The 13,251-nt window shown below is 36.2% G+C and carries 8 protein-coding genes; all 8 read right to left on the bottom strand.

What is annotated here, in order from left to right; genetic code table 11:
- Positions 1-17: 17 nt before the first annotated feature.
- The gene (locus EXIGUO8A_RS15280; RefSeq protein WP_159303814.1) at positions 18-908 is read right to left on the bottom strand and encodes a BPSS1187 family protein; all 891 of its coding nucleotides are present in this window, start codon (positions 906-908) and stop codon (positions 18-20) included.
- 29 nt (positions 909-937) lie between these two features.
- Entirely contained in the window at positions 938-1,795 is an 858-nt protein-coding gene (locus EXIGUO8A_RS15275; RefSeq protein ID WP_159303813.1) for a creatininase family protein, read from the bottom strand.
- A gap of 108 nt (positions 1,796-1,903) precedes the next feature.
- Positions 1,904-3,946, bottom strand: a complete 2,043-nt coding sequence (locus EXIGUO8A_RS15270) for an amidohydrolase family protein (protein WP_159303812.1) — start codon at positions 3,944-3,946, stop codon at positions 1,904-1,906.
- A 45-nt stretch (positions 3,947-3,991) separates the two neighbouring features.
- Positions 3,992-5,113, bottom strand: a complete 1,122-nt coding sequence (locus tag EXIGUO8A_RS15265) for an FG-GAP repeat domain-containing protein (RefSeq protein WP_159303811.1) — start codon at positions 5,111-5,113, stop codon at positions 3,992-3,994.
- 8 nt (positions 5,114-5,121) lie between these two features.
- Complete coding sequence (locus EXIGUO8A_RS15260; protein ID WP_159303810.1) at positions 5,122-7,119, bottom strand: amidohydrolase family protein; 1,998 nt, start codon at positions 7,117-7,119, stop codon at positions 5,122-5,124.
- Between the two features lie 47 nt (positions 7,120-7,166).
- On the bottom strand, positions 7,167-8,321 hold the full coding sequence (locus EXIGUO8A_RS15255; protein ID WP_159303809.1) for a dipeptidase: 1,155 nt from the start codon (positions 8,319-8,321) through the stop codon (positions 7,167-7,169).
- Between the two features lie 118 nt (positions 8,322-8,439).
- The gene (locus EXIGUO8A_RS15250; protein WP_159303808.1) at positions 8,440-9,843 is read right to left on the bottom strand and encodes a RagB/SusD family nutrient uptake outer membrane protein; all 1,404 of its coding nucleotides are present in this window, start codon (positions 9,841-9,843) and stop codon (positions 8,440-8,442) included.
- Positions 9,844-9,855: 12 nt separating this feature from the next.
- Entirely contained in the window at positions 9,856-13,158 is a 3,303-nt protein-coding gene (locus EXIGUO8A_RS15245; RefSeq protein WP_159303807.1) for a TonB-dependent receptor, read from the bottom strand.
- Between the last annotated feature and the right edge of the window lie 93 nt (positions 13,159-13,251).

Here is a 13,251-nt window from a genome sequence, read left to right as displayed (position 1 = left end):
ATTAATAAATTGGATGTTTAATTTCCTTTTCCAAGTAACTCGATCCATTGATCTTTATATCCTAAATTCCTGACACCATTAGAATGTGCTCTTTTACCCATAGGTACATCCAAATCAAATGCGTAGATATGATTATCTGGAATTTTCATGGCTTTATAGGTCTCAATGATTGTCTCGGCGGTAGGTTCTTTTATATGATATGTGGCAAAATAACGGTCGATGGGAGTCGCACTAGTATCAAAATACCAATTGGCAATTTTGTTTTTAGCGGAATAATCCCAGCCACCAGAAAAATCTATAACCCTCGCCACTACATGTGTTTTCGCAATAAAGGCAGACATTCCACCTCCTTGTGATTGGCCAGCTAAAGCAATTTCGCTCCACTTTGGTTCTCCATTTTCTAAAAACCGATTCCAACCACCTTGTTTATCATTTTTAGCCAAATACTGTAAAAGCTTAGTTAATCTATTTACAATTGCATCGTATGAAGCATCTTCAATTAATTCAAATTCTTTGTCACCATATACTCTCCAATTTCTAAAATCTGCTGCACAATTAGAATTAGCCGCTAAGTTTTCGTCCTTACAAATTCGAGCAATTGCAGGCGTATTTATATAGGATAAGTTAATTACAGCATACCCTTGATCAATGGCCGTAGCAAATAGGTGCATTGGTCCTCTTAATGCAATACCATTAGTACCCGGGATAAAAAGCAACAGTTTCCCCTTTTCTATAGATGGATTATATGCTATAAAATGTGGCGTATCGGCATTCTTAATTCTATTGTCCGTTTCAGATGGTTTAATCTTTAAAACAACTTGTGGTTCAGTAAAAAGAATAGGGTCTTGCGAACATACTTGTGTATAGACAAAGAGTACCAAAAGAAGAAAAATCAATTGCTGTTTCATACTGATGACGATATTTTTATTGAAAATTATTACTGTAAATATTCATTCCACTTATCAATGAATTTAGAACATGCGGCTACCATTCTTTTTGCGTTATTCGCTCCTCTTTCCAAAGTTGCTTCCTTAGGATGTAATTCTCCCCAAACACCGGTTTTTGTCATTTCTACAGTTGACGTTTTTTTACCTGTTTCTTCAGCTTTTAATCCTTCAGCCAAGAATAACAACTTTGCCGTAGGTTCCTCTTTAATGACATCGGGAAGCATTTTTTCTAAGTGCTTTGGATGATGTACACCTGGTTCTGTAGCCCTATCTATTTCTACCAAACTCGGCATTAAATACAAACTGTCAGATGTTTCCCCTACTCCTGCGTGCCTGTCCAACGAGGTTGCTTTTTCGGTCTTTTCAGGTGTAAGAAAAGGAGCTATCGCTACACCATAATCTACCGCAACAGCCGAAGTTTTTTGGTTGATCTGATCCACCAAAAAAGTAGTAATCGCTCTATTACCTCCATGAGAATTCATAAATATAAATCGGTTAAAGCCATTCTGCACCAAACTTTCAACAGTCTCCATATGAACCCGTATTATAGTTTCTGCACTTAAGGAAATGGTTCCTGCAAAAGCCATATGATAAGGAGATTGACCTGCCATTAATACAGGTGCCACCAAAACGTCGCGTTCTTGAGCGATGAGCTTACAAAGCTCAACACCATTGATAAAATCGGTACCGATAGGTAAATGGCTTGAATGCTGTTCTAAAGCCCCGATGGGAATAATTACCAAATCAGACTTCGTTAAAAATGTCTCTACTTCTGGCACCGTCATATGTGGCAAATAATTTTTAATCTTAGCCTCATTCCACAGCGGATTTGTTTGTGTTTCTGCCATTTATAAAATTAAATTTCTGATACTATTTTTTTCCTTGAACATTGTTCTATAGTGATGGTAGTTATAAACAACGATTAACAATTCATTAAACCAATTATAGCCTTATAATCAATCTCTAGTTGGTTTAAAATCTGCTGCGACCCACAAAGGCTCACTTTCATAATAATTTCCATTGGTCATTACCGCAGACACGCTTCTGATATTTTTGATATCTTCTAAAGGATTACTTTCTAGAATAGCAATATCTGCTTGTTTACCAATTTCTAAAGTACCTGTAACGTCATCATATCCCATAGCTCTTGCAGGAATTATAGTTGCCGTTTTAATAGCATCTAGAGGAGATAAATGAGCATATTCTACGTAAGATTCCAATTCTAAGAAGAGTCCAAATCCAGGAGTGTGATTATCTGTACCTGCAACAACGGGTATACCAGCTTTGTAGAACTTACCAATTACCTCAGCGGCTTTAGTTACATCTTCTTTTGACAAAGCAGCTGTTTTTTCTTTGGAACCAGCTCTAAACCTTTTGCTCTCGAAAAGCTCATAAGCCATTCTATATGAATCTGGTTCAATGGTTTCTACAGGATTTCCTTTTGGTAAAGTACGTATCACCCCTAGACCAAGGGTAACATCTAAAACGGTACCATGCTCTTTATAAAAATCAATAGCGTCGTCTACCATTGCATCGGTAATTTCATTATGCGCCAAAAAATAACGTCCGTCTTTAACAAGTTCAGATATTTTTTTGTCAGGAAAAAGAGCACCCATAATTCTATTGTAATGGCTTAACATATCCATACCGCTTTCTACCGCTACACGTGTATCATCTACCAAAGCCGGTACATGACCTGTTACCGTCATACCTACTTTATGTGCTTCTTCCGACAAGACCTTTAAAATTTCTGGTTCTATAGACGTATAAATTTTAATCTGTTCATATCCATTTTTATGATAAAGTGCAACGACCTCTTTTGCCTCTTCTACAGATCTAGCTCTAATAATTCCGTTTCCTTTAGGACCAGGACCATCTGTCATACCTGCTAAAAGAATATCCGGACCAACTGCTCCTTCTTTTGCAATTGCATCCCTAAAAGCGGTTGCAAATTCCAATTCATTTCCATTATCCCTAATAGTTGTAACACCACCAGCTAAATATGCCGGTGCCCATTGAACTTGGTTAGAATGTGCATGCATATCCCAAAGTCCGGGAATTAATGTTTTTCCTGCAACATCTATAATTTTAGCTCCTTTTGGTACTTCTACAGCATCATTTTTACCAATTGCCACAATTTTACCATCTTCAATTAGAAGTGTCATATCTTCTTTAATGTTGTTGCTTACAACATCTACAACATTACCGCCAACCAATGCTGTTACTGGGTATTCTGGACCTTTAACGCTTTCTGTATACTCTTTTAATTGAGCCATTTGCTCTTCAACATTTCCCTTGATAAAAAATGGTTTAGCTTCTTCATAACCCTTTTTTATCAACTCTCTAATTTGTGTATTTGCCTTAACTACGGCAACCAAGTTTTTAGATTTATCTAACCAAATAGTGCGACCACCCCAATTAATTCCTTCAACCACATAGCGGTCTAGTGCTACATTTTCACCATTTATCTGTACTGTGTCTTCCCCTCTATGTGTTAAAGAAATTTCGCCCCTTGGTAGCGTTGGTAATGACTCAATATCGTTTTGGCTAAAATAGTAGTGATACAGCATCATCTCTATACCCGCAGGAATATTACTATTTACCCCAAAAAAGACATCTTTTTTGTTTGAGGTAACAACATCAAAATGTTTTTCCCATACCGACACCTGATCACCGTTAACTTCCATTTTAAAAATGTTGGTAGTATCGTTTTTAGATATACGTCTACTGTAATAAGATAGCGGTTCAAGTTCTGCAGTTAAATACAATTTAGATTCTACACCACTTATGCGTCCTCTTTCATTTTCTCCTTGTATTGACGTTACAATAATGGAATCTTTGTTAGAAGTTATATTATACGTCTCCTCTCCTATTTGCGATTGTCTTCTGTACACAAAAAAAGTACCTTCATCTGTATAATTCTCCCAATTTGACGATTCTGGCGAACACGAAGCTAGCAGTACCAAAATGGCACCTTTAAATAAGTTTTTTATATTCATAGTATAGTATTAGTTGTATTGTAAAATGTGATGAAATAGGTTTTGTTATGGAAACTCTGGAGTAAACCTATTGAAGTAATATCGGTTTATTTCATCCGAATTACTTTCTATGATATCTAATTTACCATCACCGTTAAGGTCAAAAACGGTTACATCATATGTATTGAAATTTTCGTCTGCCAAAGCGATTTTTTCCCAGCTAGTCCCCTTATCAATATTTATAAAAACTGAGTTAGATGATTTAACATTGGCAATTATAATATCCATATCACCATCTTTATCCAAGTCCCCTAAAGCTATGGCATAAGATTTACTAGAACTTTCATCGAAGGCAATTTTACGGGTATACTGCTGCTTTTTATCTCCAAAATAGATAACATTTGGCTCACCAATATTTGCAGTTACAATATCTAAGAAACCATCTTTATCTATATCTGAAATTGCCACAGAACGAGTGATATCATTACCTGTTCCGTATGGTATTTTCTTAGTAAATTTTAAATTGCCATCGTTCAAGTACACATAATTAGGCTGGTCATCTCTATTGGCAAGGATTAGATCTAAATGTCCGTCCCCATTCATGTCAGCAACCTCAACATCTATGGTAGAATCTTCTTTGTTACCAAAGCCAATAGATTTTGAGAATGTACCATCACCATTGTTAAGACATATTTCATTTTCTTTCCCTCTATTGGTAATAAGAATATCTTTGTCTCCATCTTTATCTATATCTGCAACCACAATATTTCTGGTAGGTGCATACGCTTCGCCAAAACTAGATGCTTTTGTGAAATGTCCTTTTCCATCATTTAGAAAAAGAAAATTGGGCGCCATATCATTACCAACGGCAATATCTAAATCGCCATCTCCATCAAAATCTGCCAATTCAGTAGAATAACTTGTTTCGCTTTCTGTATCTACCGCTCTAGATACGGTAAAAACGCCTCTTCCATTATTTACAAACACCCTGTTCTGACCAGGCCAATGACGACCATTTGCCACTAAAATATCTGCATCGCCATCATTATCGATATCTCCTACTCCTATAGAAGCTGTTCTTTCCTTATGTGTTCCAAGTATTAGTCTACCACTTGTAAAAAACTCCAACGACTGTGCATTTGCCGTTGTTATGGCAAGAGTAAAAAGAACTATTAATTTTATTTTCATTATATATGCTATTTGAAATGTTTAATACCCATTTTGTTATAAAGCTCTTCAGCGAAATAGAGGTTACCGCCTTTTATAGTCCATTCAACTTTTCTTATATCACTGATATTATTTACAGGATTACCATCTATGAGAATTAAATCTGCGTTTTTGCCTTCTTCTATAGACCCTAATGTATCAGACGTACCGGTTATTTTCGCAGAATTGATGGTTGCCATTTTTAGAATATCAACAGTAGGTATACCTGCTTTTTCGTATAGTTCTAATTCTCTATGATATAAAAACCCAGGTAAGCCATCTGTACCGGGTACTATAGAAACACCCCTTTGGTGCATGTCATACAACGCATTAAGCATGTTTTGATAGCTCTCTTTATAAAGTGCCACTTTAATACCCGATTTTGGAAGTCCGCCACTGTAAAAAGCTCTTTGCTCTATAAGTGGCAACCTGTTCATAATTGTACTATATGTAGGGCTAGGCTCACCTTTTTGGGAAACGAACATATTCTCAAAAATTGCCATAGTAGCATCTACAAGAATATCTTTGGACTTCAATAACTCAACAAAATCCAGGTATTCCTTTGATTTTAAATCTAATTCTACCCCATGGTTGGCAACCATTGTAAAACGTAATGGAGTTCGGGTGTCAATAGTATCTGTCATGAAATTTAAAAACAACATGTTCATATGCTGAATTTCATTGTACCCTTGTTCAATTGCCTTTGATGCCGTCATGTATGCCGGTATATGCCCGCTTACCCGCATATTTAATTCATGTGCTTTAGCAGCTAAAGGTTTAACCCACTCTGGTCTTATAGAACTATACAATTTAATTTGATCATAGTCCAAATCTTTGTAAGACTGAATTTCAGCAAGTCCTTCCTCTAAATTATCTACTACGTTTCTCTGATTTGCGAAAGGACCTGAACCATCTATGATTCCACAAAAGGTTACTATGTTAGGACCTATAATTTCATTTTTATCAAACTGCGCGCTTAATTGTTTTAATTGCTTATTGTTAGCTAAATCCCTTACAGACGTTACACCACCTGCCAAGTGTAAAAGTCCCCTGAATTTAGTATTATGCGTGTGCATATCGAACATACCGGGCAGAAGCGTTTTATTCGTTCCATCTATAACTTGAGCTGTTCCGTTCAATACCTTTCCCATTGATGGTTTTATTGATTTAATGATATTACCATCAACAAGAACATCTTGGTTTTCTAAAATTGAACCATCTTTAGAAAAGACATTTACATTTTTAATAAGCACCTTATCGATTTGATTGGAAACCTCTTTAGAAATCTTAAAAAGATACTCATCTTCGTAAGTGCTCTGTAGCGACTGTAATTCTTTTCTTAATGCTGAGAAATCTTCTCTTACAATATGAAGGTTACCAGAAATACTGGCTATCATAGCGTTATCTTTTAACCAGATATATCTAGGATTCATTTCTAGACCTTTGATCATTACAAGGTTTACAGATGTACTATCTGAAAGTGTTATAGAAAAATTATCTACCAACTCTACTTCTCCATTAGGATATAAATCAACTTTCTTATTATCTGAATTGACCAAAAGTTGAGCTAAAATCTCATAAACAGCAGGAGAACCATCATGTCTAAAATATAGTTTATCACCATCGAATTCCGCTTCATCTTCACCCATAGGGTTTTTCCAAGATGCAGAACCATTTGCACCTTTAAAATTTTCACTAATGGAATCTTTTAAATAATTGACACCAGTAATATTTTCAGAAACAATATAGTTGTCGTCATTTAAAACAATCTCTTCTGTAATCTCTGGTCCGCGTCCCCTATCCGTATAGTTATAAGTGTATTTGAAGCTACTATCTCCCGAGCTCCATTTTTCAAATTTGCCAGCAAGGTTTTCACGAAATACAACATCGTACTTGATTTTCTCGGTAACATTATCTTCTGATTTTTGAGATTCAGAACAACTCATAAATACTATGAACAATAGCGAAAAAGTTAGGTAGCTTCTCATACTTAAGGATTGGTTTGATAATTCTGTATTTTTTTGAATGCTTAGGACTATGGTTTTAATGTTTCTTTATAAAATCTCAACCAATTTTGTCCCAGTATTTTCTCTATATCTCCAGTACTATATCCTCTTTTGTCAAGGATTTTGGCTACTTGTAAATATCTATCTGGCTTATCTAGTTCAGGAATCCATGGTGGCCATTGTACTTTGTATGAAGGTTTAAATCTGGTAAGTCTTGGTACATACCAATTTTCTCGTGTAGCACCAGTAGCTTCCAAACCTTGTATAGCAAAATCAGATGCCAAACCTACATGGTCAATTCCCCCTATTTTAACAGCATGATCAATGTGATCCACATAAGTTTCCAATGTAGTATCTGTACCTAGGTTAGGACCGATCATATATCCTAAACAGATAATACCTATAATACCTCCCTTATCTGCCATTGCCTTTATCTGTGCATCTGTTTTAGAACGTGGATGATTTTTATGCAATGCCTCGCACATAGAATGGTTAATGGAAACCGGCGATTTACTGAACGCTATACCATCGTTAGTAGTCTGCTCTCCACAATGAGATAAATCTATCATTATGCCCAGCTCGTTCATACGGTTTACTACCTCTATACCAAAATCGGATAAACCACAATTGGTACGCTCTGTACTACCATCTCCTAAATAGTTACGTTGATTATAGGTCAACTGCATCCAACGCATTCCGGCTTCATATAGCTTATCTAAATTCTTAATGGATCTACCGACCATAGTTGAATTTTGAAAACCAAGCATTACTACTACTTTACCTTCTTTTTTGGCTCTATTATAATCATCGGCACTTGTACCCAAAATCAATCGATCTGGATTTTCTTTGATGATGGTTTGCCAATTATGTAAGTTTTTAAGTCCCTTCTCTAAATTTCCCGAATCTACAGAGGCATTGAAACCGGTATAACCAGATTCTGCAAGTGCTTTGAACGAATCTTGATTCCAATTTCGTGAAATGATCAAGCCATCATTTACGATAGCATTTTTGTATAATTTTCCTATTCCTTTTTCCCCAAGGTTTTTCACCAATTGATTAGTTAATTCTTCGTTTGAATCCATATCAATAGATTCTAAAATGGAATTTAACGAATAGGCAGCTTGACCCGGAAAGATAGCACCTAACGAAAATAATTTCGCAAGATTTCTACGTTGTGTGTCCATATATTTCTTGATTTTTAAAGTAAAAAAATCCTAATTAAATTATAGATAAGTACACATTGAGAGAAACAATAAAGTCTCTCAATGTGTTCTAAAGCTAACAAACAAATTATCCGGTAAACTAATACCCAGGATTCTGCTCAATATTAGGATTGACATCTGTCTCATCTTGTGGTATTGGCATAATCACAGTATCTGCTCCGTAAGGAATTAAACACGTTTGTGCGGTACAGTTGGTTCTAACAATATCCATTTGATTACGCATCAAATCCCATAATCGATGCCCTTCAAAGGCTAATTCTAACCTTCTTTCTAAAAATATTGCATCTTTTAGGGCATCACCAGTATCTGAATTATCCGGCTCATCTGCCACTGCACGTTGACGTACCATATCCAAATCATCTTGTGCTCCTGCTATATCAGTACCAATTTCAGCTCTTGCCTCTGCACGTATCAAGTACATTTCAGCAAGTCTTACAATTTTCACGTTATCAAATCCATTGATGTCCGCATATTTGATCATTCTGTACGGAGCAAATTCTCCAGTTAACAAGGGATCAACTTCAAAAGTGCTTAAACGCGCATCATTTTCAGGATAAAGATCAACTACATCATTTGAAGGTAGGTAATCTCCATAACCAGCTTGTAAATACAGTCCTGCGATACCATTACCGCCAACATTGTCCGTTTCGGTCATAGATATTTCAAAAATTGATTCAGAGCTATTGTCAGTAGTCCATAGGTCATAATAATTATCATTAGAGATCAAACTGTAATCTCCTGACTCTATAACACTAGTAGCCATAGCTTCCGCATTGTTCCAATCTTCCTTAAACAGATACACCTTTGCCAATAATGCCCTTGTAGCAGTTGGAGACAAGGTATTTGAATTACCACTTCTAGAAGAATCGCTCATTAGAGATATACCGGTAGTCATATCAGAAATAATCTGCTCGTACACTTCTGCTACGGTACTTCTAGCCGGTTCACTATCTAAATCAAAATTTAAAACAATAGGTACACCTAAATGGCTGGCGTCTGAAGTGTAATTATATTGCTGGGCAAACATGCGTACCAAATCAAAATATATAAGACCTCTTAACGCATAAGCCTCACCAATAATGTGATTTTGATCGTCTACAACAGCATCTGCCAAAATTGTCTCGGAATTTATAATGGCATTGGCTGCATTGATACCTTCATAAGCACTGCCCCATAGCGCTAATGCCTGACCATCTGATACTCTTTGAATATGCTCAGCATAATCTACAATTCTATTTGCCTGGCTATTTTGTTTAACGTCATCTGCCAATACATCTGGTATCATAATCATGTACCGCCCATAATATTCTGAACCGGATAGTTTATTGTAGATACCGGTAATAGAAGATTCATAACCATCAAGGTCTAACAAGGCGTCAGTATCCGCAACAGATTGTTGCGGAGTAAGTTCTAAAAAAGAGTCTGAACAGGAGAATACGAGTCCAGCCAATATCGCTAATATGAATATTTTATATGTTTTCATGTGTTTCATCATTTAAAGTTGAATATCTAAACCAATGGAAATAGTTTTCACTGCAGGTGTCTGCCCTGTGTAACTACCATTAATTCCTTGCTCTGGATCGATGTATAGGATATCCTCTTTTACAAAAGTTAGAATATTAGTTCCCCTAGCATACAATCGCATTGAATTCAAGCCTAACAGCGAAGTAATATCCTCGTTGAAATTATAGGCAACCGTTAAATCCCTTAAACGAATATAACTACCGTCATACAACCATCTTGATTGGTTTGCTTCATTACTACCGTTACGACCACCCCAAACAAACTGAGGTACTAAGGCATCTGTTGAACCAGGTTGCCACCTATTATCATAAATAAAGTCGGCCGTACTTCTTGGTGTAAGTCTACCATCACCTAAAGTACCTCTTGCCCTAGAATCAAAAATATAATTGCCATAAGAATAGATAAAGTTGGCACTTAGACTAAAATCCTTATAAGAAACCATGGTATTGAAACCACCAAAAAACTCTGGAGTAGCAGATTTATCATCTAAAAAGCGTTCGGCTTCACTAATATCATTGGTTATCGTTGTCTTTGTTGCATCGGTATACCATTGTGGTTCCCCATTTTCTTGGTTTACACCTGCCCAGCCGTATAAATAAAACGATTGAAAGTCTTCACCTTCTTGCCTTCTATACGCACCATCAGTAAAGTCATCTGTAAGTTCAGTAATTTCATTCTTTAAAAAGGTGGTATTGAACCCAACATTCCAATTAAAATTATCATTGCTAATGATATCTGCATTCATTGAAATTTCAAAACCTGAGTTTTTCATCTCACCAAAGTTTTGGGTCAATGAAGAGAAACCAGAGGTTAAGGTAATTGGTACATTTAAAATTAGATCCGAAGAAGTACGTTCAAAATATTCTAACGTACCGCTAATTTTTGAAAATATACCAAAATCTACACCTACGTTAAAATTCTGCTGACTCTCCCAAGTAAGATCAGGGTTAGCAATTTGGCTTGGACTACCACCGGGATCACCATCATAATCTTGACCATATACATAAAGCCCTTGTGATGGAAAATTACCAATAGCGGCATTACCTGTAACACCCCATGAACTTCTAACTTTAAGTAGATCTAAAAAATCAGCATCTTCTAAAAACGATTCTCTACTGGCAACCCAGCTACCACCAAATGAATAAAAAGTACCCCATCTGTTATCTGCTCCGAATCTAGACGAGCCGTCTCTTCTTAAACTAGCAGATAAAAAATATTTATTGTCATAGTTATAGTTTGCTCTAGAAAAGGCAGAAACGAACGTATATTCAGATTTTGATCCACTTATAGAAAATTCTGCCGAGGCACTATTTAGCGTTCTTAAACTTTGATTAGGAAACTGTGTACCAGAAGCACTAAAAGATTCACTCACCGTTTCTTGAGCTTCAAAGCCACCTAGAACATTAAAGTTATGGTCATTACCCAAGTTAAAATTATAATCTGCAGTTTGGGTTCCTACAAATGTTTTAACCGAGGTATCTGCCTCATACCCAATTCCACCAGAATTTCTTCCTCCTCCATATCTTGGGTTTTGATATTGAGATTCATTTAAGCTCAATAAGTCAAAATTAAGCTGCGAACGCAATGTCAAATTTCTTATTGGTTTAATAGAAACCGCAAAATTATCGATCACTCTAAACTGCTTATTTTCCCATAGGTCATCACCACTTAAAGAACCAACCGGGTTAGCACCACCTAAAGGAAAATAATCGGCATGCTCTCCATTATATCGACCTTCTTCATCGTAAATCGGTATTAATGGCGACAACTCTAAAGAGTTTTTAAACGGGTTGTTAAAAGAACCACCATCAAAGAACGTATTAGTTGTACTGTTAGAAACAGATATGTTGTTTGACACCGTTAAGTAATCCGTCGCTTTAAATTCAATATTACTACGGGCACTCAATCTTTTAAAACCAGATCCAATAATATAGTTTTCTTGATCATAGTACGCTCCTGAGAAAAAATACTTCAAATTGTCGGTACCCCCACTAGCACTTAGGTCATAACTTTGGGTAATTCCCGTTCTAGTTATTGCATCTAACCAATTGGTATCTGTAGGTTCACCAGTAGACGGATCGATCAGTTGCTGAAAAGTAGCATCAAATCTTGCTTGAGCCTCTTCTGGAGTATCTCCAAGATTTACATAACCTTCAAGAAAAAGTTCTGTATACTCAGCTGCATTCAATGGTTTTAAGATATTGTTGTATGCCTGTGAGTTGAAACCGGTAAGCGTTTTCAGGGTAATTTTAGCTTTACCTGAACTACCAGACTTTGTGGTAATTAAAATAACACCGTTTGCACCTCTAGACCCATAGATTGCTGTAGAAGCTGCATCTTTTAAAACTGAAATAGATGCAATGTCATTAGGATTTATCGATGCCATAACATTGGTACTACTACCGCCGTTATCTATGGTACCGATACTTCCGTTCTGTACAGGAATACCATCAATTACGTATAATGGCTCACTTGAAGCAGATATTGAACCTATACCCCTAATTCTAACTTGTGTATTTCCACCTGGGGCACCATCTACTGCACTCGCCTGTAGACCTGCCGTACTACCTCTTAATGTTTGCTCAAAAGTTGATACGGGCACTTGTTCTAACTCCTCGCTTTTTACGACACCTACAGAACCTGTAATAGATTCTTTGGTAGATGTTCCATATGCCACAACGACTACTTCATCTAACGAAGCTACATCTTCTTGCAATACAACATTTACTACCGATCTATTGTCTATAGATACTTCTTTTGTAAGCATACCTATATAAGAAAAGACCAATGTAGTACCGTCAGAAACATCGATGGTATAGTTACCATCAAAATCTGATTGTGTACCCGCAGTAGTACCTTTAACCAAAACGTTTACACCTGGTAAAGGTTCTCCGCTGGCATCGGTAACAGTACCTGTAATTGTATTTTGAACAACGGTCTTTAATTCTGATAAAGAATTATTGGGGGAACTTGGGGGCATTTTCTTGACAATTACTTGATTGCCAATAATTTTATACGTTAGATCGGTATTAGAGAAAGCTTTTTCCAAAACGGTTTTCATTTTGGCATCTTTCAGTTTAACCGAAATCTTTTTATCTGTATTTATAACATTATCCTTGTAAAAAAAGACATAGTCACTTGTGTTCTGAATTTTTTCGAAAAATTCTTCGACAGAGATATTCTTTACATCTACCTGTATTTTCTGTTGAGCAAATACAGTATTAGCGTAAACTGATGTAAGTCCTATTCCGATAAATAGTAGAAATATTCTCATAATCGTTAGAATTCCGACTGGTATGATATTTTTCATATTTTTGTATTGGTTATTTAATGTTGCTGCAAAACAGCAATATTGAAATTAATTGCC

Source organism: Maribacter litoralis (genome assembly GCF_902506355.1).
Classification (GTDB): Bacteria; Bacteroidota; Bacteroidia; order Flavobacteriales; family Flavobacteriaceae; genus Maribacter; species Maribacter litoralis.
The sequence above is the reverse complement of the archived record's forward strand: the minus strand, read 5'-3'. Positions and strand labels throughout refer to the sequence as shown.

Coding starts and splice junctions, on each gene's coding strand:
- EXIGUO8A_RS15260 (WP_159303810.1), bottom strand. CDS start 7,119: ATGAGAAGCTACCTAACTTTTTCGCTATTGTTCATAGTATTTATGAGT.
- EXIGUO8A_RS15280 (WP_159303814.1), bottom strand. CDS start 908: ATGAAACAGCAATTGATTTTTCTTCTTTTGGTACTCTTTGTCTATACA.
- EXIGUO8A_RS15270 (WP_159303812.1), bottom strand. CDS start 3,946: ATGAATATAAAAAACTTATTTAAAGGTGCCATTTTGGTACTGCTAGCT.
- EXIGUO8A_RS15265 (WP_159303811.1), bottom strand. CDS start 5,113: ATGAAAATAAAATTAATAGTTCTTTTTACTCTTGCCATAACAACGGCA.
- EXIGUO8A_RS15255 (WP_159303809.1), bottom strand. CDS start 8,321: ATGGACACACAACGTAGAAATCTTGCGAAATTATTTTCGTTAGGTGCT.
- EXIGUO8A_RS15245 (WP_159303807.1), bottom strand. CDS start 13,158: ATGAGAATATTTCTACTATTTATCGGAATAGGACTTACATCAGTTTAC.
- EXIGUO8A_RS15250 (WP_159303808.1), bottom strand. CDS start 9,843: ATGAAAACATATAAAATATTCATATTAGCGATATTGGCTGGACTCGTA.
- EXIGUO8A_RS15275 (WP_159303813.1), bottom strand. CDS start 1,795: ATGGCAGAAACACAAACAAATCCGCTGTGGAATGAGGCTAAGATTAAA.